Below are 24,366 nucleotides of genomic sequence, written 5' to 3' on the forward strand. Positions count from 1 at the left end.
CATCAGAACCGGAGGTTGGCGCCCAGTGAAAATTGTCTCGGCCTGGGATAACCGCCGGGATCAAATCCGCTGTAGATCTCAGGATTCAGTCCCTTATAAGCAGTCAGGTATCCCACGTTGTAGATGCTTCCGGAAATATTAAGGCCGGATACCCGGATGCGTTTGAGGAGGGCGCCGGGCAGCTCATAAGAAAGTGTGATCTCACGTAGTGCCAGGAAATCGCCTTTTTCATACATCACAGATACATCTGAATTATAACTACTGTTGTTTCCCAGGGTGGCATTGCGGAGGTAGTTCCGTTGCCCGTAATCGTAGTCGGCAAAGGAGAAGCGGGCATATTTTTTACCTTTATCGCCCTGCTGCTTCCATACATCATCGGCCAGTGCCTGCGCAGGGGCACCTTCGTTGAAAGCGCGGCCCTGGCCCATAGAGCGGGCCAACGCGCCATTGCTGATCATATGTCCCAGGGCATAATCCATGTTAATGCGCAATGAAATGCCTTTATAGGTGAAGGTGTTCTGGAGGCCGCCCATTTTATCGGGGTTACGGTAACCGATAAACACCTGGTCTTTGGTATCAATCACCCCATCGTTGTTAACATCTTCGAAGATAAAGTCACCACCCCGCTTACCTACCTTTATACCTTGCGGAGAAGCCAGGTTGTCCTTTATTTTAGCATTCCAGGCGGCTGCTTCTTCATCTGTGGCAAATACGCCCAGCGCGTGGTAACCATAAATCGCATAGGGACGCTCTCCTACGGCCAGGCCGCCGGCTTCCACCTCTTTACCCGCGGCTTTATCGTAGATGATATCGCCACCCTGGCGATTTTTAGCGCGACCGTTATCCGGTAGATCAGTGATGGTAGTTTTGTTGAAGGCGAAGGTAAAATTGGCGTTCCAGCTGAACGACGTTGTTTTGATCACCGTACCGCCTACCGCTACCTCGATACCCCGGTTGCGCAGCGAGCCATTGTTATAGGTGATATCCGGGAACGGCGCTTCCGATGGCAGTGGTTTGGTGGTCAGCCGGTCTTTCGTGAGCTTGCTGTAGTAATCCAGCGATAGGTTCAGGCGATTATTGAAAAATCCTGCATCGACCGCAATATCGGTGGTGACGGTAGATTCCCAGCGTAGCCTGGGATTGGAAAGGCCTGCGCGAACAATGCCTGAGTTAAGCGCATAGCTGGCGGGGTTGTAATCGCCATAAGTATCGGCAATGCTAAGCCCGCTCAATCCGGCGGCCCCCCAGCTGGCGCGCAGTTTCAGGCTACTAACCTTACGGCTATGCCAGAAGCGTTCCTGGTCTATGTTCCAGCCGGCGGAGACGGATGGAAAGAACGCATATTTATTACCGGGTGCAAAGTTGGAGAATCCATCATAGCGCAGCGAGCCGCCCAGCAGGTAACGCATTTTATAATCGTAGCTGAACTGCCCGAAAAGGCTGGCTGAACGGCTTTCTCCCAATCCTGTACGGAAGTCGACCACATTGCTGACCACCTGGCCGTTTATGATGGTGGTAGGATCTTCCTCTATCGTATATACGTAGTCGTTAGCCGCCCGCTGTGAACCCATGTCTTTTTCGTGGTTGGTATTGCGGGTAAAGTTCATCCCGGCCAGTGCGGAGAAGTGGTGATTATCCTGTACGTTGAAATCGTATTGCAGCACCTGGTCCAGCATCAGCTGCCGGGAAGCATTGGTATAGTCGTCTTTCCAGCGCAGCATGGAAGGCTGGATTTCGTCGGATGGGGTAGCCTTGCGCATAAACAATTCTGTATAGTCTTCCAGCATATAGGAAAGAGACGGGCGCCAGTGCAGCCCTTTAATGATAGTAAGATCAGCGCCCACGCGGCTCACCAGTCGTTCGGTATTAGTGCGCATATCGTCGTATTTCAGCGTATGAAAGCGGTTACGCACCGTATAAAGTTCCCCTGGTGCGGGATTGCCATCATCTTTATAAATACGGATCAATGGCGTGATACGGATAGCGCGTACCAGGTCGTTCTGGTAGGCATCCACGTAATTGGGTATCACGTTCTGATAGTTGATCATGAATTCGAGCCGTAGGTTATCCGATGCGCGGTAGCCGAAATTGCCGAGTGCATTATAGCGTTGGTACCGGGTACCTACCAACACGCCTTTCTGGTTGGTGTAACCCATAGAAAAGTTATAATCCGCTTTATCGGTACCACCACTGAGTGTTACGTTATCGGTATTGCTGATACCGGTGTTCCAGAGCATGTCCTGGTAATGGTTATCTGCAAACAGGAGTTTGGTTCCCGGGTTGATGGGATCGTCCATCGTTTGCCAACCATGCGCGAGGAGGTTGTCTACATAGGCTTGTCCTTCTACCTGCACAATATTGTCATAGAGCGCAGTGAGATAGGTACTCTTTCCATACTGGCCCTTTTGCGTAAATTTCTTTGTACCGGCAGAGAAGCCACCATTATACAGCAGGTTGTTTTTGTCGAGTGCATCGCTGGTGGCGGCAACAGTGGTACGTGCCAGGCGCAGATAGTCGGCTGCGCTGAGGTAATCGTAATCCCTGGCTTGTGTTTCCCAGGTGGTACGGTGATTGAGCGTAACGGTGGATTTAGTATTCAGTTTTCCCCGTTTGGTTTTTATCACAATAACGCCGTTGGCGCCCCGGGCGCCATAGATGGCGGTGGAAGCCGCATCTTTCATCACCTGCAGGGATTCGATATCATCCGGGTTGACGTCGTTGATAGTGCGGAAAACACCATCTATTACCACGAGGGGATTAGTGCCCTCCACGCTGCCCAGCTGGGCGCCGTTGTTGTTGCCGAGGCCGGAACCATACACATTGGGCTTCGTCCCTCCGCGGATAATAATGTTGGCGGCGCCGATGCCTGGTTGTCCCTGGTTGACAGGAATAGATACCCCTGCCACCTTGCCCTGCATGGCCTGCACGGGATTAGGATTGGGATTGTTCTTCAGTTCGGCTACGTCCATTTTAGCAATGGCTGCGGTATTCTTTTTCACCGATTGCTCCGTATAACCGACTATCAGTACTTCCCCCAATTGGGAGGATGAGGTGGCCAGTGTGATGTTGATCAACGACCGGTTGTTGACCGGTACTATCCTGGCGGAATAGTTCATCATACGGAACAGCAGGGTGTCGTTACCGGAAGGTAACCGCAACGTAAAGTGGCCATCGGCGCCTGTAGCGGTGCCCGTACCTGTTTTTCCTTTTACCGCTATGCTTACTCCTATCAGCGGTTCATGCGTGGTAGCATCTTTTACGGATCCTGTTACAGTAAATCCGCCATTCTGGCCAAAGCTTTCCTTTACCCCCGATAATAGCAGGAGGCAGCAACAAAGTTTTAATAACCTCATTTGCGCGAGTTTAAATGTGATGTATAGGTCCTTTTTTCACCACAGGAACAGATATGCGCAGACACGCATTATTCCTGAACGTGGAATCCAAGTCAATTCATAACGTAAAAATAGCATTAGTAGTTATGTTCTACATAATAAATGTAGGAATTGTTTTTTGATTTCAAAATATTTAGGGAGAAAATTCCGGGGCAAAAAAAAAGCGGCGCAGGAAGCGCCGCTGTCAATATGGTTTATCGTGAGTGAACTCAGGGTTTGCTTTTCTGGTGTTGCAACCGGTCGAAGTGTGGCTGCAGGTGTGCCTGCATCCCGTCTTTGAAGTCCTTTACGGTGCCTTTGCGTAGTATTTTAACCAGGTCCTGGTGAGAAACCTTGCCGGAAACGCTCTTCCTGTTCTCCAATTTCATCACATAGCCGAAAACCGGCAGCAGGAGGTTCTGGAAACGTTTCATCGTTTCATTCCCTGTCATTTCGTATAGCTTACCATGGAAGGCAATTTCATTGCTGATGCGGAAATGCTTGTCCTTCACTTCCCGGGCCACTATCTCGTCCAGTTCATCCAGGTCGGCGGGTGTTTTACGGAGAAACAGCAGATCGGCAATACCCATTTCCAGCACCAGCCGCAATTCAAACAGGTCTTGTAAGGTAGATTCGTCCATGATCTCGGGGGTCAGCACCTTTTCAAAAGTGCCCACGATATCGGGATTTGAGATGACCATGCCAGTCTTTTTCTTCGTTTCAATGATCCCCAGCATTTTGAACCGGCTGAGCGCTTCCCGTACCACATTCCGGCTAACGCCCAACGCTGCGGCCAGCTCCAGCTCTGTTGGCAGGGGATCGCCCGGCTTAAAATTTTCCTTTGCAAAATATTCGCGCAGACTGGCTTCTACCCTTTCCGCCATGGATCTGGAAGCAATTGGCTTTATACCGTTGACCATTGGTTTCATTTTTGTACTACAATTGAACAAATTTACATAATTGGGGAGATTTTCAAAAGCAGGCAGTTCTAAATAAGTTTATAAAAATATTTAAACAAAATACCCCGATCCAAAGATCAGGGTACTTACTGGTCGATTTACAAATCGTTCATGCAGGTAATCAACTTGCGACTGTTTCAATCAGCACTATTCCGGCAAAGGCGCTAAACGGGCATTAAAATAACCAGGTTGCTCATGCTCGAGCATATATAATTTCCGGAAAACTGCGGTATGCAAAAATAAGATGGTAGCCGGCGCAAAAGCAGGGAACCAAACAAACGGGAAGATGGTCATTTCCCGGAGGTTGCCATTGGCGCCAATCAAAACAGCCACCGTCAGGAGATTGATGATATCCAGTATGCCAAAAATATTCCAGGCATAAACAGCTGCCTTTCGCCAGGGATGTTTATTGGCCACCATCCTGGCCACCGGCAACGCTAAAATAGCGGTAATGATATCCCCCAGGTCGGCTGAAAAAGCAAATTTCGCCGGCAGCAGGTGATACCCGTACAGCATGATAAAAAAGATACCAAGTACCCGGAATACATGAACGGCGATGAGCGATTCCAGGGTAATAGACCGAAGCAATGTTTTAAATAAACGGGTATTGCCAATAAAACCAAACAGGATAGCCATCAGCGGAAAACCTGCCCACACCATTACTTTGGGTGGAATGGCGTCCACATCAAACGCGCCCATTAAGGCGAATACCGAAACATAACTGAGATAAGTTACATAGAAGATAATAATACCGAGTTGGATATTCTTTGCTTTCCGCGGCGTCATACCTGCATGCAGCGCAGCCTGTTTTACCGGTTTGCTGATAAAAATAATGGAGTAGAGAAAACCTGCAATAAATAGTATAATGGCCCAAAGTGGCATGGCCGATACGTAAGTTTCCATTTGACATCGTTTTAATGATAAGACAAAGGAAAATCAAATATCCGGGCTTCTACTTCGCAAATGTCAAGAAATCAGGCAGCCCTTATTTTTTAGCAAACTCCTTTCTTATCCGGCTCAGCGAAGTATCGGCAATGCCCAGGTAAGAGGCGATATATTTTAACGGCACCTCCTGGAAAATTTCCGGGCTTGAACTGATCAAACGGCTGTAGCGTTGCTCTGCCGTTTCCTGCAGCATCGACAACATTCTTTCTTTTAACTGGCTGTACTGTTCCACGATGTTTAGCCGGCCATACTCCCGGAACTCAGGGATAGTGTGGAAGTTGGCCTGCATATCTTCATAAGTCAGGTACCAGGTTTCACAATCGGTAACCGCCTGGATATACTCCTTTGCAGGATTGCTTTTAAAGAAGGAAAGCAGGTCGGCCGCAAAAGTATGCTTCAAATAAAATGCAGTGGTCACTTCGTTACCATCAAAATCATATGTATAAGCCCTGAGTGTGCCGCTCTCAATAAAATGCGTTTCGCTGCATACCTTGCCTTCCTTTAGCAGATACTCATTCTTGCCGATTTTCATCGGCTGGAACTTCTCCACCAACTGTGCTGCTTTGTCCCGGCTCATGGGTAAGATTCTCCGGACAAACTGCATTAAATTATCCTTATCCATTACTTGTTATGTAGATTAGCTGTTAAGTAGCGATCATCTTGATGGGTAAAAGATACTGAATTTAGGGAGTCCATGTCCGCTACCCAAATGGTTTTTTGTCACATAATCGTATATTTGGCACGATGAAATGGCTTGTTTATCTGTTTTCGTTATACGTGCTGCTGTTGACCGGTGTTCCTTGCGAAGCCGATGACGATTGCTGTAGTAATTTTACAGCACTAACGGAACACCAGGAATCCGGAACAGGTAAAAACCATAAACCAGTATCTCCCTGCTCTCCTTTCTTTGCCTGTGGGGCTATTCATGCAATAGTGGTACCTGAGCCCTACAGGGCAAAACCATTACTTTTACAGCCCGTAACCAACACGCATAGCGATTACATCGAACCAGCACTACGCGATTTTCCTCCCTCTATCTGGCAACCGCCCAAACAAGCCTACACTATACAATTTTGATGACGGACGGGGGTCTTTTCCCGTAAGGATGTTTTATTGCTTAAACTTTGTATTCAGATAATGAAATTTATATTTACCATGTTGCTCTTCGTGGCAGCCAATATATGCATGGGACAACATGCGTTTACCACTGTTATAAAAAATGCCGATACTAAAGAACGTTTACCTGGCGCCACCATTTTGTTTCCGGGCCTGAAGAAAGGCGGGCAAACGGATGTTAACGGCCTTATCACTATTACCGGCATCCCCGCTGGCCAGCACCAGGTTAAAGTCAGCTTCATGGGATTTAAAGCCCGTAGTGAAACGCTGACCTTTCCGTATAACGATACCCTCATCCTATTACTGGAACCCGAAAGTGAAGAAATGGAAGAAGTGGTCATCAGTTCAACCCGCAGTACCCGAACCATCCAAAACATCCCAACAAGAGTTGAGTTCATTGGAGGAGAGGAACTGGAAGAAAAAGGAAACATGAAGCCAGGCGATATCAGGATGATGCTCAACGAGAGTACAGGCATTCAAACCCAACAAGTATCTGCCACTTCTGCCAACTCCAGCATTCGCATACAGGGACTTGACGGACGTTACACACAAATACTGAAGGATGGCTTTCCGCTGTATGCAGGTTTTTCCGGCGGATTAGGGCTATTACAAACGCCTCCACTGGATTTGAAGCAGGTAGAAGTTATCAAGGGAGCCTCTTCTACCCTGTATGGCGGAGGAGCCATCGCCGGATTGGTTAACCTGATCTCCAGAGAACCTACCGAAGAAAGGGAACTACGGTTCCTGGTGAATGGCACATCGGCCGGTGGGCTCGACCTGAGTGGCTTTTACGGGCAGAAATTTGAGAAGGTGGGACTAACCATTTTTGCTTCCCGGAACAGTAGCCGGCCTTATGATCCATCGGAAACGGGATTTACCGCGATACCGAAAACGCAACGTTATATCTTCAATCCAAAACTGTTTGTATACTTTAGTCCGCAGACAAAAATGATGCTCGGAGTAAATACTACCTTTGAAGACCGCACGGGTGGGGATATTGCGTATATTAAAGGGCATGGCGATAATATTCATAGTTATTTTGAGCAAAACAAAAGTGATCGCTTCTCCACGCAGTTCTCTTTAGACCACCGGTTCAATGAGCATAGCGGTTTGACCATTAAGAACTCAGTGAACAATTTCAACCGCACTGTTACGATACCTGGTTATGTGTTCGACGGAAAACAGTGGTCCACTTATTCAGAAGTTAACTATCATACCAATGGTGAGCGCGTGGATTGGGTAGCCGGCGCCAACTACTATACTGATCAGTTTATGGAGTATCCGAAAGACAATTTCCCTAAAAGAAATTATCTCCAGCAAACAATGGGGGCTTTTATACAAAACACGTGGAAGGCCACTGACTGGCTGCAGCTGGAAACCGGTGTTCGCGGGGACTACATTATAAATTACGGGTTTGCATTCCTGCCGCGGGTTTCTTCCCTGTTTAAATTTTCGGAGAAGTTTACCTCCCGGCTAGGTGGTGGTTTAGGCTATAAAACGCCAACCATTTTTACCGAAGAAACAGAGAAGTTACAATTCCGGTCAGTACTGCCTATCAGTTCAGATGCCAATAAACTGGAACGATCTTACGGGGCTAACCTGGATTTCAACTATCGCACTTCGCTCTCTGACAAATTGAGTTTCAGTGTTAACCAACTGTTTTTCTACACCCGCATCAATGATCCACTGTTGCTACAAAATGGAGCAAGCGGCCTTTATCAACTGGTGAATGCCGATGGCAACATTGACACCAGGGGATTGGAAACGAATGTCAAACTTGGATACAAAGATTTCAAATTATTCGTGGGTTATACCTTCACGGATGCTGTTCTGCATGAGGGCGCTGTCAAAAGGCCCAACCCACTTACCGCGAAGCATCGGCTGAATAACATACTGATGTATGAAGTAGAAGAGAAATGGAAAATTGGCCTGGAAGCTTATTATTACAGTAAACAGGCGCTGAATGATGGTACCTCCGGGAAGCCCTACTGGACATTTGGTTTCATGGCAGAGAAATTATGGGAACATTTTTCATTATTCATCAACTTTGAAAACTTTACAGATACCCGGCAAACACGCTTCGACAGCATATATACAGGAACTGTTACTAATCCGGTATTCCGGGATATATATGCACCGCTGGATGGTATTGTAGTGAATGGAGGATTAAAAATCAAACTGTAACTCAGTTTTTGGAAGGAAGGCCATGCCACGGCACGGCCTTCCTTTATTATGCAACGGACCTCCAATTACTCAATGCTGGAATTTTTTTCGATGCCATCAGTTTCAGGAGTAATTAAAAACCAGGGGGCACGCGAACCCTAAGCCCTGAAGATAATTTTCTGACCACTTACCGTTGGACACCGGAAGACGATGTAATGCTCACATCAGCGAATCGCCAGGCTTCGTCAAATGCTTGCTTAACCTCCCGTGCTTCGCCATTTTTTTTCTGAGAGATCAACGAATGATACAGCCCTATTAATGCCCATCCATTCTTTTTCCAGCTTCGCAGATCCTCGCGGTACACCTGCTCCGCCTCCCTGTATTTTCCTGCATCCAGGAGCACGGCGCCCAGGTAATGTCTGACAGAAAAGAACCAGTCCGGCGGTTCATTATAATTCAGGTTGTCCTCTATCGCCACTGCTGCACGGAGCAAAGCAATGGAGATATCCGCCTGGCGTTGTTTTGTTGCTACCTCAGCAGATAATACTTTTACGGCTATCTGCACCAGGTCGGCTGTGGTATTAATATTCCAGATGGTCAGGTGCCGGAGCGAAGTATCACGTGCGAGTGTTTCGAGGTGGCCCAATTCCTGCTGTGCCTCCTCCATTTTGTTCTTTCCCAAAAATGCCATGCCCCGCGCGTAACGCCAGATGGCCTGCGGATACACCAGGTCCTTCCCCGGTGCAGGAATAGCGAGAATGGTATCCCACATCCCGAATTTCACAGCCACGTAATACGGTATCGTGTAATAATGCTGTAGCGTACCCCATTCAGGTAAGCGCATGATATCTGTTGCCGTATGTTCCTGTAGTTTTTTGGCGGCCGCCCATGCCAGCGCCCCGTTGCCTTCCAGCGTAGCCGTAGCTGCCAGGAAATGGTAATTGTGCGGGTAATAGCCAAGCGGATATGCCCCCTGCGCATGGCAGGCAACCGTGTAAATGCTGTCTACCTCCACGGCATGTACATTGGACAGGGACCCGGCATGATAATCACCCGTATTAATGTAGATATGCGAAGGCATGTGTGTTAAATGCCCCGATCCGGGCACCAGGGTATCCAACAGCCGGGCGCTCGCCAGTGCCTTTTCAGGGGCCGCAGACGCCTCTATCGCATGAATATAAAAATGATGTGCCCCCGGATGCCGGGGATTGATTTTCATCAGGTGCTCCAGCACTGCCAGCAATTCCGGCGTCCAGGTGCGGGGCTGCTTTGTTTTCTTGTCATATAAATCCCAGGGGTGAAGATCCATCAGGGCCTCTGCATACAAGGCACCAATATCAGCATCCGCCGGATACTGGTTATATACTTTCTTCATGGCCGCGGCATAAGCTATATCCAGGGGTCTTCGATCGGAAGGCGCCGGCATCTGATACCGGGAAGCCAGCGCGTTGATCAACGCCTTTTCCTTCGGCGTACAGTGCGCTGCCAGCAACCTGGCTTTAGTTACCGCCTCATAGGCCCGCTGGAAATGATCTTCTTCCATACCCGCATTGTAATTAGGTCCCAACACATAAGCAAAGCCCCAATACGCCATGGCACAGGCAGAATCCAGCCGTGCAGCCTCATAAAAAGACCGCGCCGCTTCTGCATGGTTAAAGCCATACGCCAACATCATTCCCTGGTTGAAATAATCCTGTGCAGCGGTACTGTTTGTGGTAATCCTGAAATCGAGTCCTTTCAAGCCTTCCAGTTTAGGCGCCTTTTTGCCAGATGTATACCAGTCCTTGTCTGTTATCCTGGAAGTATAACAGGGAATATCAGGCGTCTTTTTACCCGTTGCAGGTTTGGTGCCGTTATTGCACGCAACGATGCATAAAATGGAGATAAGTGTTAGATAGTTAAATTTCATCAGGAGCTTATTTGGTGATTAACTACTTGGTAAGCCCTGCATTACTTTTTTGAACAGAATAGGTATCGTGTATTAGCCTCTGCTAAAATACAAAAGAAATATCAACCTGGGATAAATTCTTATAGCCTGCAGCTACATAGCAACAGGCGATTTACAATAGTGCTGCCCTTATTTGCTGGTTTTACTCCCGGTAAACGATAAGTTTTTCGAAAAGAATTGCAGCATTTTTTCTTCAATCCGTTTTCCTACCCGGTTGATATGGTCGCCGTCATAAATTTCGAATGAATGGGCAATGCCATATTTATTTAACTCGCCATCCAGTTTTTCGATACTCGCCGCAATACCTTTGTCCTTATCTCCTGCATCGAAGGCCACTGCTTTTAACTTCCTGATGTTGTAGATGTATTGGTCCAAATTATTCAATGGGCGATTGGCATCCCACTTATGCAGCACTTCCGGCCGCAAGTTGCCGTCTTTTATGGGAAGATCCAGGTAGAACGGAGGATTTACCGGATTAGGCGACCATGCGGCAGCTGAGGCAAAGAGCGCCTTTGTGAAAAAATCAGCCTTTTTGAACTCATCAATCGTTTTAATACTATCGGCACGAAGGAACTGTGAAGTCATCGCTGTTGCAGGTTCATCAGGAGAGTTCAGGCAACAGGGACTCAACAGGTAAACCGCCGAAAATACGTCAGGGTTCTTTTCGCCGATCCGGAAGGCGCCATAACCGCCCATAGAATGACCGCAGATCCCCCTGCTTTCTTTTGCCGGAAGCGTACGGTAATGACTGTCGACGTAACTTACCAGTTCCCGGGCAACAAAATCCTCCCAATTCCCTGTTGTAACAGAATTGGAATACATACTGCCCTGAAAAAGCGTATAGGCGTCGGGGGTAACAATAATCATTTCGTGGGCCGGATCTTTAGCAAATGCGGTATCCAGGATAACAGGCAACGTCATCCAATGTTGCTGGAATCCAAATACCTTGGCATCGTTGTCCGTATAACCGTGCAGGAAGTAAACAACAGGATATCGTTTCTTACTTTCGGATTGATAACCGGCAGGTAAATAAATGGATACATAACGGTTGGCACTGTCACCGCTGAGATTTCCATCCAACAGTTTACTGTGGATTTTTATCCGTTGTACTGTGCCGCGTGTTTTCTCTTTATATTGTGCTAAACCAGGTGTTGTATATAACGATACCAGGCAGAAGATGGCCAAACTAAAGATAGTTTTGTTTCTTATCATAATAGCTGTAATAAGGGGTTTAGTCGGTTTGAAGATACTTAAACCCGAATATAAATATTAAACGTCTTTCATACAATAATAATTTTGTCCCTTCGACAAAATATCTATATACCAATCAATCTTATTTTATTATATTCATATTATATCTGCGCCTCTATACATTTATTTCATGAAAGATTTACACCTCACCACCTTATTAAGTACAGCGGGTACCCTTCGTAGCGCCATCAGTAAAAAACTGCTCACAGGAGAAGCATTGGGTTTCGACGAGTGCCCCGGATTAGGTCCTTTGGACGACGGCCCAAAAAGGATTCAATATTTGCGGGGACTCATTTTTGACAATGGTATGAGCAACCTCTCCCACCACAGCGATGCCTTTGAAATCTGGCGTAATTTACAGCAGCGTGTACACGATCTCCCAGTTGATCGCGTAGTTATCTGGGCAGGCAGCGACGTGAATGATTATGTGTTTGTGCGTATGGTATGCTGGTGGCTAAAAACTGCTTCCGTTGACCTTTGGCTGGTGCAGCCCCCTCCACATCATGACAACTCCTGCCTTTATGTATACAGCGATACTGAACTGGCGCCCCATATTACACAGGCCAGGCAGCTGGATGCCGCCACACGGAATGAGCTGGCTGCCGAATACGAAAGAATTGTGGCCCGGCCGGAACTATTACGGGAGTGTGACGAGAACGGTCAGCTACTTTTTCTTGACCTATCCACACATGATGAGGAAATTTTAGGATACTGTCACCCAACACGATGGAGATCAGCCGTGCGGATTGTAGGGCAAACAATGGGGTTTAGCAATCCCCGAAACCCGGTGAATGAAGTTTTAGTCAGTGGAAGGATTAAGGCGCTTGTGGACGCAGGTAAATTAAAAGCAAGAGGCGATATCACTTCGATGAGGACATTTGAAGTGAAGCGGTCCAGTATCTGAAAACCAATGACATCGCCGCACGCCTTCTTCTCATCGGGTTAGTCTGAAAATAAAACAATCCCTTGCTATAATAGGCAAGCCTTATTCTCCCTTGCGGATCAAGCTTATCAATCCTTCATTTTCAATAATGATCATCCCATGGCGATCCGTAGTAATACCTGTTTTCAACTGATAAGTATACCTGGGCACATTACCTTCCATGATGGTGGGCAAGTATAAAAATTGATAATCCCGTATCCGGATAGTTTAAGCGGAGCGGTAGTCCCCTCCGCTTAAACAGTTAGTTAGTATACTTCTCTTTCAGGATCGCCCGCTCCTTTTCACCAATACCCAACTCTTTCTCAAAGAAATTTTCTACCGTACCATATTTACCTTTAATAGCGCTGAAAAAGCTATGCAGTAGTTCTGGTTTCAGTTCTAATGCCTTGCGGATGGTTTCCTCATCAAGACCGGTATTTTGCTGTAAACCCTGGAACATCCGTTTATTCATCGGCAGCAGGTATACGTTGCTGGCGGTAAAGTCGGCCTCAATGGTTTCCTGCGGTACGCCCAGTGCGTAAAGAAACAAAGCAGTAGCCATACCGGTTCTGTCGCGGCCGCCGGTGCAATGATACATGATGGATTCATTGGCAGGGAGCACCAGCAGTTTCTGGAACAAGGGTTTATAACGATCGCCCAGGTATTGGGTATTACCGTAAAACTTCTCCAGGAAATCGCCTTTCTTAATAACTGCTGCCATTTGCGCCACACCGGGGAGGCTATCGCTTCCTGCGGGGCATAAGAGGTAATCTGTTTCGGGCAACAAATGATCCGGCGCCGCAGCGGCTTCTTTCACGCCACGGAAATCAATCACCGTATGAATATGCTTTTGTTCCAGCACCCGGAGATCCTGGTCTGTTAAGTGGCTTACATCAGCAGAGCGGAATACCTTTCCCCATGCTACTTTTTTACCATCGTTTGTTTTATATCCTCCCACATCGCGGAAGTTCACCGTTCCCTGCATGCGTACTACCCGTTGAGCGCTATCAGCTAACTGCGCAAAAGTTGTTCCTGGTATGGCCATCGCCAGTACCCACATTATTCTTTTCATATTACATCGTATTTTTTGTGTGCAGTAATAGCGATGTGTTAATGGTATAAAAATGTGATCCATGTGAAGGTATTTTTCAGCAAAGGTGAACATTGTTAACAATGTGCCCGACCACGTCCAACTACGACTACGTGTATACGTATTTTCCGGTTTAAACGTACTTACTTCTATTGAAAATCAACACCTTAACATGTATTACGAAATCATTACCAAATGGGGAGATGACGGGAAGAAACGGCCATTTAACATTGCGTTAATATTGGTTTTATACTTTCGATGGCATATCCGCGCACATGATTTATGTTATTGCCATCGGAGCATTTCAGGCGTTAACCGGTGTAGCTTTACTAAGTAGCAGTAAACTGCGTAGCAAGGCAGACTACCTGCTGATCTTATTGTTGTGCTGTATTGCCACGCACCTTGCTATTAAATTCTGTATCTATTCTTTTGTGAACGACCCGGAAGTTCGTACACAGATGAATACCTTTATTGGCTTTTGTTACGGGCCACTACTCTACCTGTATGCCTGTCAGCGGCAGAATACGGCATTTATACCGGCATCGCGGTGGTATGTTTTCCTCCCATTTATATTTGGTGCGATAGGTTATCTTACGGTGATGTGCGTGCTCTTATGGTCTGCGGAAGCTGGTCATGCGGTGCTGTATTATTATAATGAATCCACCACCTGGGCCATGATGCTGCTGGGGTTTCTTTTCCCGGGGCTATCCCTCCGCATTGCAAAGCGTTTACCGGATATGCCACAGGAAAAGAAACTGATCAACTATATCAGTTATTTGTTGGGAACGATCAGCATTATTTCAATAGGATTTAAAACGGCCCAATCGCTTCACCTGCTGCATGGCCCGTATAATATTGTTTGCCGGGATATCGTATACTCCCTGCTGGTGCTCATATGCCTCATGATCATCCGCTACAAATATGTGGGTATTATGGGATCACCGCCAGCCAAAGCAGACACGCCACCCATAACAACGGAGATACCCCCTCCCCGTAAAATGCAGCTCAGTACCGAAGACCAAAAGCAGGTATTGCAATTGCTGGATGCGCATCTCCATAAAACAAAAATATATACGGATACGGAGCTTAACCTCGACAAACTTGCGCAGGGAACAGGCATCAGCAAATATCATATTTCAGAAACCCTGAACAGCTATGCCGGCAAATCGTTCTACCAATACGTCAATGAGTGGCGCATCCGGCGGGCCATGGAGCAAATCCGCTTTATGAACGAAAAGGCCTTGCCGGTGAATGTGCTGACATTGGCATATGATTGCGGCTTTAAGGCGAAATCATCTTTTAACCAGTATTTTAAAAAGATCACGGGGCTTACACCGACGGAATATATTAAATCATTGGTGGAGCCTGGTGTGACGGTGCAGGAGTAGCTCCCGGGGCCAGGTTATGACGTTATAACGCCCTGGCGAGTGTTTCAAAATATAATTGACGTCCCCAAAGCGTTTTATTGCCTATCACATAAACCCGCCTTTGCGCCCTTGTTAACGCAACATTCAGCAGATTAGGCTTTTGGGCGGCCCACGCCCTGGCTCCCTCTGCATTTGGATCACTGCCCAATATTAAAAATACTACTTCTGCTTCCTTCCCCTGGAAAGTATGGATGGTACCAACGGAAACATTTTCAATACCTCGTAACCTACTTTTGCATTCATTTGCTACTGCAACAAAAGGGGAAATAACATAGATTCTTTTCTTCCTGTCAAAACCATTTTTTAACAAGACTTCTATTTTCTCCCGCAACAATAACACTTCCTCCTCAATTACATGCCTGATACCGGAAGACCGTCCCTCCACCTGGAACCAGCAGGATGGACCAATGTATGGCGCTTCTTTGCGCTCTATGCATACTTTCACCATCTGTCCATTATACGCGATCTGGTTGGCAATCCGGAACATTGGATCATCACATCGTCTGTGTGCTCGCAGTGGAAAGCCCGTCCAAATACTTTCTTCATTATTTGTACGTATATACGTTCCCGGTTGAGATATCCTGTCGGCCAGTATTTGTACCGAGCTGCTTATGGGATTCCAGGTATCCTCCACCTGGTATTGATGATTTAACTTATACACCAGGTTCGGCGGAATCGTCAGCACCGGTTCTATCTGAAGGGGATCTCCAACAATAGCGCACCTTTGGGCGCGCCAGATGATACCTACTGCAGACTGTGGGGTTGCCTGTCCTGCTTCGTCCAGTAACAACCAGCCTAAACCATCTTTACCTATTGAAGAGAAAAGTCTGCTTACGGAGGCCAGGGTTGTAGACACTACCGGTACACAAAAGAAGAAAGTATTCCAAAAGTTGCAGGCGATAGATTCCTTCACAGTCCCCCTACCGGTAAGCAAGTCAAAAAAGACTTTTAGATTATTCCTAAACATCTTGGCGTTAGCGAGTATTGCATACTTATGCAGTTCGAGGCTTTTCAGGAATATATCGCTTCTTAGTTTATTAATTTGTTCAGATGCATAAGGGGTGCGCAGGTGTACGTCGGCTATTGGCGCAAAATAGAAGTTTTCGTCAACGAGATTATCGTTTGATATACCGTACTCCTCACTAAGTTGTGATTTAAACTGCTGATACTTTTCGACGACTAATTTTAATTCCTGCTGTCTCCTTTCAATTTCATCTTCTTTCCTCTTATTTCCAGTTAGTGCAGCTTTTATTGTTGTGCTGTTCTTTTCAAGGGCTCGTTTTTTATTGACGGCTGCAGCTTCCTCTTGGAGATACTGGTCATTAACCGCTTTCCATTGTTTGTATTGCGTCGTACCCAATAGTTTCTTCCACCAGAAAAAAGAAGGTTTTTGCAGGCCGGATAGTTTTTTTAACCGTTCAATATCCCCGATATCTTCTATTACAGCTTTGTACTGCAAGTCTATCTCCGCAAGTTCGTCTTCGAGGGATTTGCTTTCCTCTTCCAATTGCTCCAGTATATCTTCATTCTTATTATAATCTGCCAGTGCCTGGAGATAGGATTGTAATAGCTCATGAAAAGATCCTGACTTTTGCTGAAAATCTTCAAAAGCGGTTAATAATTCGCGAAGCTCGGAACGACATGCCGCATATCGCTCACGGTAAACAGGTGTTTGATCCCCGCCATTATAAACCGACCACAGTATATCCTCAAATCCTGCCGCCGCCTCCGTGGATGCCCAGAAGTGCTGCTTAAACTTATACCGGTTTTCACTATTGCCCAATGCAGCACTCAATATCCCCCACGCCTCTGTATCAACCAGCCTGGCGGCTACTGTGGAAAAATGGTCTGCCGCTGAAAATACAGTACGGTCGATGGCCGTTGCCGCAGGCAGCTCCTTGGTTATATTCTCAATAGCGGAATTATTATTACTGGCAACAACGATGCCTGTCCCCCCTGCTATTTTAGGGTTGATCGTATATGTATGCCATACATATCCATCTTCCCGGGTAATTTTTTTGTAGGCCCCAAATAAATCGGCAACATCGCAAGACAGCATCTTTTGGGCTCTTGAAACAATAATATCTGCCACCACGTCTTTTAGCAAGGTAGTTTTACCTGTACCCGGGGGACCGTTTACCCCCTGGATACCTTCTTTGGGTTGTAGTGCAAGGATACTATTAACGGCGCCAAGTTGAGCGGTATACATGCCATATTGTACCGGCGATGGCCATCGGCCAGGAGACATTAGTTTTGGATGAACCCAATTCACCAGATATTCCCTTTCGTTGATCAGATCCTGGCGATGGCCCGTATGAATGTCGGTTTGCAGATATTGGCTGAGGGAATTATTAAAATAGCCGGGATTCTCCAAAAGTTTATCCAGATCTTCCAGGTAAAAGCTATTCAGAAAATTGGTATCCGGTTGTGCGTCTTTATGCATCTCTTGTGAGAAGATACGTAGCTTTATTGGTCCTTGTACCCAATCACACAATCCCGCCAGGTAAGTTATTTCTTTCCTGATTCCCGCCCAGTTAACCTGAGGGCCTTTTCGCTTCTTTTGCTTCCCCCCTGCGTCTTCATCTGGCTCCTCCGATACCGGTGGCAAGTCATATCGCAGTTCAAATTCCAGCATAGCTGTATTAAGCAGCTCCTTCACATTGGCAAGGCCCTCCTTTTCTTTCAGGCATCGTAAACCGAAGATATAGGCAGCTGGAAGATAGCTTTGTTGATCAGGGCAACCGTTTTCATCCAAAGTGAGCGCCGCAAGACAAGTATAGCCAGTAACAGGTTGTTCATAATCTGCTTCAGGAGCGTTGGTCTTCAATCTCTCATAGATACAGTCTATTACCTGCTTTTTGGGAATATACCCGAAAAGCAGGGTGTGCTGCCAGGTATAATCTTGGCGGGCAGCAGCTCTGTCATTGTACCAGGACAAAGGATCTTCGTCCGATATAAACTTGAAATCCTTTTTAACATCAGGTAAATTGAAAATTTCAATGTCTCGCCAGAACTTGAGAATATTTTGTTGTTTCAATAGGGGATCATTGGTTTAAATCAGGAATAATACAAACAGTACTACCAGTTAAATTACCGGCATTTTGAAGATAGTTGAATGTAAATATACTATTTCTAAATGCAACTATTAGGGAGAGCAGGCATTAAATATGGTGTCGGTGATGGCGTAACAATTTTTTTCACTGCGGATATATCTCAGTGGTGCACCTTAATTTGCTCCTCGTTCGAACATGATCAACTCAATAACCATTTGTTTAGCTATACCTTCCTGTTCGAGTATATTATTGAAAACCGGTACCTTTTTTCTAATCTATAAACTATCCAGTGAACACCTTTTTTGCTCATCTTTCATACCACAACGATTCATGTGAACCTATTTGCTCATCTTTTAAACCACACTAACTAACGACACTTACCACGTATTTTTTTGAAAATCCTTTTTTAAACCCTCAATTTAAACCGTAATTCTATGGACCACGCGATCCACCACAACGCCCACGGGCAACAGCACCCTATTGCTGCGGCCCAGGACAATCAGCATGTAGCTGAATTACTGACACACGCACCCTGGGAAGACTACAATTCCCGGGAAACATTGGTGTCCCTGTTCCGCAAACAGGCCACCAGTACGCCAGGTAACCTGGCCGTATCTTTCAAGGGCCATTCCCTTACCTACCGGGAGCTGGATGAAAAAAGCAACCAGCTGGCGCATTACCTGCTGGCACAAGGCGTTTCCACTGGCAGCTATGTACCGGTGTACCTGGAACGTAGCGCCGAATGGGCCATCGCCGTACTGGGTATCCTGAAAACCGGCGCCGCCTACATCCCGGTAGATGCCATCTATCCCGGTAAAAGAGTGGCCTTTATCCTGGAAGAAGTGGAGGCCAAAGTGATCATTACCCAGCTATCGCTGGGCTCACGACTATTCCAGGTACATCACACCACGGTGGTTTACCTCGACAACCTCACGGTTCTCCAGGAACAGCCGGTTACTGCACCCGACCGGATGCCGGCACCAACAGACCTGGCGTACATCATCTACACCTCCGGATCTACCGGTCAGCCTAAAGGGGTGATGATCACGCATCTGTCCATTCAGCACCTGGTCTGCTGGCACAAGCAGCAGTATGCCGTCAACAGCAACAGCCGGCTATCGCTCGTAGCCGGCCTCGCATTCGACATCTCCGTATGGGAATGCTGGTCAGCCCTTCTTTCCGGAGCCGCCCTTTTTATCGCCGATAATGAGGAAAGAACCCACGCAGGACTGCTGATGGAGTTTTACCGGAGCAACCAGCTCACCCATGCCTTCGCACCCGCCGTACTGGTGCCGGAACTGATCGCGTTAAGCCGGCAAACACCCGGATTAACACTGCAATACCTGTTTTCCGGCGGTGAACAAATGAAACCCGTATTAACTGGCGGATTATCGTACCAGCTGATCGACTACTACGGACCTACCGAGTATACCGTGTACGCCACACACCGCCCCGTAACAGATGTAGACGGACAGTATTTTCCGACTATCGGTCGCCCCATTGCCAATACCCAGGCTTTTATCCTGGACCGCGAACTACAGCTACTGGCGCCCGGCGCGGTTGGGGAGCTATGCCTCAGCGGTATCGGTATTGCACAGGGGTACTTTAAAAACCCTGCGCTCACCGACAGCAAGTTTGTGCCGCATCCCTTTATGCCAGGCCAGCGATTATATCGCACCGGCGACCTGGCCCGCCGCCTGCCCGACGGCAACATCCAGTTTCTCGGCCGCATCGACAACCAGCTCAAGATCCGTGGCTTTCGTGTGGAACCAGGCGAAATAGAAGCAGCCCTGTTACTGGTGCCGCATGTGAAAAGTGCCGCGCTCATTGCGGTAGACAACAACCGCCAACAGAAACAACTGGTAGCATTTATGGTGCAGGACCATCCCAACGAACAGCAAGGCATTGCGCTTGCCCGGCAACAACTCAAACAGGACCTGCCCGGTTATATGGTGCCGGCCCGTTTTATTACCGTTCGTGAACTGCCAGTGAATGCCAACGGGAAAGTAGATAAAGCCGCCCTGGCAGCTTTGTCTGCCCAGGCTGCAGGCAACTACCACGAAGCGGATGAACCTGTCAGCGAAACAGAACGCATCATTGCAGAGGTATGGTCCGATATACTGGAAAGACCGTATATCCATCACAGTGATAACTTCTTCGATATAGGCGGCGACTCCCTGCTGGTGGCCACTGTGGTAACTAAACTGAAAGACCGCTTCGACATCAAAATGTATCTCCGTGATCTGTACCAGTATTCCGAACTACGGGCACTGGCCACAATGATCGACAACCGCGTAAAGACCGGAGACACCGGTATCCCGGAAGAAGATGTAGAACCTTATGTATCGCTGCAACAGGATGCCTGGCTGCTGCCCGACGTGGAATACCGGCAACCGTTTGATGCCAGTGTGCTGGAACGCCAGTCGGCGGTATTGCTCACCGGCGCGACGGGTTTTGTGGGTATTCACCTGCTGCAGGAACTGCTGGACAATACCACCGCTACCGTGTATTGTCTCGTTCGCGCCCGTGATGAACATCATGCGCTTGATAAAATCCACCAGGCTTTTGCGGCCTATCATATCCCGGTGCAGGAAAATACCAGGCACCGTATTGTGGCTGTGGTAGGCGATTTTGCGCAGTCATCATTGGGCATCACTGAAGAAGCTTACTGGGAGCTGGCTGCCAAAGTAGAAGTGATCTATCACTCTGGCAGTTCTGTGAACTTCATTGAGCCTTACTCTTTCATGAAAAAGCCAAATGTAGACGGTCTCCGGGAGATCATTCGTTTTGCGGCTACCGGTAAAATGAAGTGCCTGTCGCTCCTGTCCACCATCTCTGTGTATAGCTGGGGGCATGTGTTCACACACAAAACCATCATGAAAGAAACCGATGACATTTCCCAAAACCTGCTCGCGGTAAGCAAAGACATTGGTTATGTTAGAAGTAAATGGGTGATGGAAGCCGTAGCCGATCTCGCTGCTGCAGCAGGCGTACCCGTCATCACTTTCCGCCTGGGATATGCGATGTGCCACAGCCAGTCTGGCGCCAGCGCTCCCTACCAATGGTGGGCCAGCCTGGTAAAAAACTGTGTACAATACGCCTCCTATCCCGCCCTCCGCGAATTACGCGAAGGCCTTATCACGGTGGATTATATGGTAAAAGCGATCGTACACATCACCAAAAACAAGGAAGCTATCGGGCAGAAGTTTAACCTGATCTGTTCCCCCGAAACGAACCTCACACTCGAACAGTTTTTCCAACGCCTGATAGATACCTATGGTTTTAACCTCCGGCCACTGTCGTACCGCGACTGGCGCAGGCAATGGGAAGATGACAGTACTAACCGTCTCTACCCGCTGACCAGTCTTTTCAGGGATAACATGCACGAAGGGCTTTCCACGGTGGAACTATACCAGGACACTTACGTATGGCACCGCGAGAACGTGGATAAATTCATGCAGGGATCGGGCATACCGGAGCCTGTTTTTGACAAAGCTGTGCTGGATCAATACCTGCAGTATTTAGGTATTGCTGTAGCATAATATCGAAACGCCGCGTGATGCGCATCATGCGGCGTTTTTTTATCCTCCTGGTAATCATATTCTATGAAAAAATTTATAATGCCATGGCCTGAAGACTTTTTGTTTTTAAATTCACGTTCATGAACAACTTCTGGGAAAAAGTAACGAGGTATCACCCACTATCAGATGAAAGCCGGCAGGCATGGGGAAATATTATTACCAGCCGTACCTACAAACGTCATGAAACGCTGGTGGCAGAGGGCCAGGTGCCGCGGCTGGTGGCCTACGTAGTAAAGGGATTATTCTCCCAGTATTATACAGCGCCGAATGGAGATGTGGTGATCAAACGTTTTTTCCCGGAAACGTTTCTGGCAGCATCTGTAAGTGCGATGTTGACCCAAAGTCCCAGCCAGTTCACGATAAAGGCACTGGAAAATACCACCGTGTTAGTATATCATTTTGATGAATTTAAAAAGTTGACAACGCTTTATCCTGATATGGCCGCGTTGTATATCCGCTACCTGGAAATACACTGGGTAATAGAAAAAGAGCCACAGGAAATATCATTGCGCTATGATACCGGCAAAAGCCGCTACACTGCCTTCCTGCAACAATTCCCTACGCTGGAACACCGCCTGAAGCAGCACGAGATCGCTTCCTACCTTGGTATTACACCTACGCAACTGAGTCGTATACGCGCCGGGTTATAGTTTTTTTTGAAACGTCAACATTTGTAAATGTTTTTGAGGCTGGCATGGCTGAATTTTGTCTTCATAAAAATAAAATTTATGAAGAAGACAGATTACCTGGAAGACCAGCTCGCCAATAATGCCACCGTACATCACCCAGGCCAGGGAGAACGGCTGGAGATGGGAGGCGCCTCCTTTGTTTTTAAAGTGACCAGCGAAATGTCGAACAGTCACCTGGGTGCATATGAGATCACATTACCACCACATACCATTGGCGCCAGGTTGCACTACCACCGTTTTATGGATGAAACCTTTATTGTAGGCAAGGGTACGCTTACAGTATACGCCGGTGAAGATACGCATTACCTGCAACCCGGATCAGTGGTATATGTGCCACGTTTCACGCCACATGGTTTTGCCAACGACACGGATGAACAGGTTGTACTCACACTCATTTTCAATCCTGCAGAAAAAAGAGAAGGCTTCTTCCGCGGGCTGGTGGATATCCTTAGCGAGCAACCTGTTGACCCAGCCAAATATCTGAAGTTGTATAATAAGTACGACAGCTTCCCGGTGGATGTCAATAATATGTTACCGGTGAAAGATCTGCCATTATAATGCTACTTTCCGGCAAATTGCTGGCAACATTGCAAGTTACCCCACCTACCCTTCAACAACAAACAAAAGCGCCTGCCGGATGCTTCTCAACATGGCAGGCGCCAGGGTAATTATTTACAAAAGAGATACTAAACTACAGCAGCTGCAGTAACTAATGGGTTCTTTATCGGCTGCAGATCTACGCCCAGATGCTTAGCATAGTTAAAGAGTTGGTGCTGGAAACCGACCTGACCGTGCCAATCGTCGATGGTATTTTCCTTCCACCTGGAATCCAGTGCAGCTTCGAAATATTCATAGTTATTTTTAGGTTGTTGATAGCCAAACAGGAGTAAGACGTCCGCCATTTTTTGGTAGAAATCATGTACTGTCATTGGATCTTGTCCCTTTTGAGCTGGAATCTGGATAACCGTAGCGTCGGGTGTTTTAGGCTTATAAAAATCGCTGACTAACAACAGCCGTCCGGCAACCGGGAAGTTGGGAACAACGTCACGGATATTATGCAAATGCCACGCGTTGGTAATTTTAGCGTCCAGGTCATTGGCAAAATCCGCATTACCGGATGCAGGTGCTGCGAAAGTAACGAGCAACACGTTATCTGCCGTTTTAGAGAACTGCCTTTTAAGACATTCGGCAAAATAAGAGGCATAAACATTGGCCAGGTTTCCGCCGAGACTATGTCCTGTAATGATCAGCTTTTTATCGCCGTTTTTTGTCAAGAACATCAGCGCCTGTTGAAGTGACAACAGTGGCAGGAGCCCGAGGTTATTCCTCGACAATAACATTTCTGTAAAACCAGTGTAGGCCCCGGCACTAATACAAGGCATTTTATCAGCGCCGGCAGCAACATCATGACTGGTAAAAGGCCAGTATGCCAGGGCGGCATCCAGGTCTTCCAATCCCCAGTCTACAAAAACATCCAGGTCGCTGCTGAACCCGTTATCCTTGCTGACAGAGCCCCTGACAGCGAGCGCGTAAACATCTTTGGATTCGTGTTCCGCTATAAAGAAGTAATTGGGGGAAGTAACCTTGCCACTGCTCCAGGCTACACGCCAGCCCGGCATAAGCGTTTTAATGTCATTGTCCGGGTCCGCATCGCCGGCCACATTGCAAAGCCGTACCGCAATTTTCTTCAGTTCATCAGGATTGAGATTGATGTTGGATTCCATAGTAATGGTATTTTGAGTGTGAAAAAATAACCAGGGTTAATATGATTATTAAATCTGCATTGAGGGAATTACGGATAGTAATTTAGCAAAATTATTCGGATTCCAAATCAATATAAAAAAATCAGGG

The 24,366-nt window shown here is 47.3% G+C and carries 16 protein-coding genes; 7 read left to right on the forward strand and 9 right to left on the reverse strand.

What is annotated here, in order from left to right; translation table 11 throughout:
- Window positions 1-2: 2 nt before the first annotated feature.
- The 4 genes from HGH91_RS07105 to HGH91_RS07120 form a co-directional block, all read right to left on the reverse strand.
- Window positions 3-3,353, reverse strand: coding sequence for a SusC/RagA family TonB-linked outer membrane protein (locus HGH91_RS07105; RefSeq protein WP_168737724.1), 3,351 nt, complete (start codon window positions 3,351-3,353; stop codon window positions 3-5).
- Window positions 3,354-3,601: 248 nt separating this feature from the next.
- On the reverse strand, window positions 3,602-4,291 hold the full coding sequence (locus HGH91_RS07110; RefSeq protein ID WP_168737725.1) for a FadR/GntR family transcriptional regulator: 690 nt from the start codon (window positions 4,289-4,291) through the stop codon (window positions 3,602-3,604).
- A gap of 186 nt (window positions 4,292-4,477) precedes the next feature.
- Window positions 4,478-5,233, reverse strand: coding sequence for a hypothetical protein (locus HGH91_RS07115; protein ID WP_168737726.1), 756 nt, complete (start codon window positions 5,231-5,233; stop codon window positions 4,478-4,480).
- A gap of 82 nt (window positions 5,234-5,315) precedes the next feature.
- On the reverse strand, window positions 5,316-5,897 hold the full coding sequence (locus HGH91_RS07120) for a Crp/Fnr family transcriptional regulator (protein WP_168737727.1): 582 nt from the start codon (window positions 5,895-5,897) through the stop codon (window positions 5,316-5,318).
- Between the two features lie 122 nt (window positions 5,898-6,019).
- Between HGH91_RS07120 and HGH91_RS07125 the strand changes: the two genes are divergently transcribed.
- Together HGH91_RS07125 and HGH91_RS07130 are read left to right on the forward strand one after the other, a co-directional pair.
- Window positions 6,020-6,352, forward strand: coding sequence for a hypothetical protein (locus tag HGH91_RS07125; RefSeq protein WP_168737728.1), 333 nt, complete (start codon window positions 6,020-6,022; stop codon window positions 6,350-6,352).
- A gap of 60 nt (window positions 6,353-6,412) precedes the next feature.
- Window positions 6,413-8,575 (forward strand): TonB-dependent receptor domain-containing protein, encoded by a 2,163-nt coding sequence (locus HGH91_RS07130; RefSeq protein WP_168737729.1) that lies wholly within the window; start codon window positions 6,413-6,415, stop codon window positions 8,573-8,575.
- A gap of 166 nt (window positions 8,576-8,741) precedes the next feature.
- Here the strand turns inward: HGH91_RS07130 and HGH91_RS07135 are convergent, their stop codons facing one another.
- Window positions 8,742-10,463 carry a hypothetical protein gene (locus HGH91_RS07135; RefSeq protein WP_211092214.1) on the reverse strand — a complete coding sequence of 574 codons (1,722 nt, stop codon included), beginning with the start codon at window positions 10,461-10,463 and terminating at the stop codon, window positions 8,742-8,744.
- Window positions 10,464-10,631: 168 nt separating this feature from the next.
- Complete coding sequence (locus tag HGH91_RS07140; RefSeq protein ID WP_168737730.1) at window positions 10,632-11,714, reverse strand: alpha/beta hydrolase; 1,083 nt, start codon at window positions 11,712-11,714, stop codon at window positions 10,632-10,634.
- Between the two features lie 169 nt (window positions 11,715-11,883).
- On the opposite strand from HGH91_RS07140, the gene HGH91_RS07145 reads away from it, so the two are divergent.
- A complete protein-coding gene (locus HGH91_RS07145; protein ID WP_168737731.1) occupies window positions 11,884-12,657 on the forward strand; it encodes a DUF3658 domain-containing protein in 774 nt (257 codons plus the stop codon).
- 280 nt (window positions 12,658-12,937) lie between these two features.
- On the opposite strand, the gene HGH91_RS07150 is transcribed toward HGH91_RS07145, so the two are convergent.
- Window positions 12,938-13,747: a tyrosine-protein phosphatase gene (locus tag HGH91_RS07150; protein ID WP_168737732.1), complete on the reverse strand. Its 810-nt coding sequence runs from the start codon at window positions 13,745-13,747 to the stop codon at window positions 12,938-12,940.
- Between the two features lie 293 nt (window positions 13,748-14,040).
- Between HGH91_RS07150 and HGH91_RS07155 the strand changes: the two genes are divergently transcribed.
- Entirely contained in the window at window positions 14,041-15,153 is a 1,113-nt protein-coding gene (locus HGH91_RS07155; protein ID WP_168737733.1) for a helix-turn-helix domain-containing protein, read from the forward strand.
- A 22-nt stretch (window positions 15,154-15,175) separates the two neighbouring features.
- Here HGH91_RS07155 and HGH91_RS07160 read toward each other — a convergent pair whose 3' ends face one another.
- The gene (locus tag HGH91_RS07160) at window positions 15,176-18,229 is read right to left on the reverse strand and encodes a DEAD/DEAH box helicase (protein ID WP_168737734.1); all 3,054 of its coding nucleotides are present in this window, start codon (window positions 18,227-18,229) and stop codon (window positions 15,176-15,178) included.
- Window positions 18,230-18,679: 450 nt separating this feature from the next.
- On the opposite strand from HGH91_RS07160, the gene HGH91_RS07165 reads away from it, so the two are divergent.
- The 3 genes from HGH91_RS07165 to HGH91_RS07175 all read left to right on the forward strand — a co-directional run bounded on the left by HGH91_RS07165 (window position 18,680) and on the right by HGH91_RS07175 (window position 23,073).
- Window positions 18,680-21,787, forward strand: a complete 3,108-nt coding sequence (locus HGH91_RS07165) for a non-ribosomal peptide synthetase (protein ID WP_168737735.1) — start codon at window positions 18,680-18,682, stop codon at window positions 21,785-21,787.
- A gap of 119 nt (window positions 21,788-21,906) precedes the next feature.
- On the forward strand, window positions 21,907-22,476 hold the full coding sequence (locus HGH91_RS07170; protein WP_168737736.1) for a Crp/Fnr family transcriptional regulator: 570 nt from the start codon (window positions 21,907-21,909) through the stop codon (window positions 22,474-22,476).
- Between the two features lie 78 nt (window positions 22,477-22,554).
- Entirely contained in the window at window positions 22,555-23,073 is a 519-nt protein-coding gene (locus tag HGH91_RS07175; RefSeq protein WP_168737737.1) for a cupin domain-containing protein, read from the forward strand.
- A gap of 128 nt (window positions 23,074-23,201) precedes the next feature.
- Here HGH91_RS07175 and HGH91_RS07180 read toward each other — a convergent pair whose 3' ends face one another.
- Window positions 23,202-24,239 carry a lipase family protein gene (locus tag HGH91_RS07180; protein ID WP_168737738.1) on the reverse strand — a complete coding sequence of 346 codons (1,038 nt, stop codon included), beginning with the start codon at window positions 24,237-24,239 and terminating at the stop codon, window positions 23,202-23,204.
- Between the last annotated feature and the right edge of the window lie 127 nt (window positions 24,240-24,366).

This window comes from Chitinophaga eiseniae (assembly GCF_012641265.1).
Classification (GTDB): domain Bacteria; phylum Bacteroidota; class Bacteroidia; order Chitinophagales; family Chitinophagaceae; genus Chitinophaga; species Chitinophaga eiseniae_A.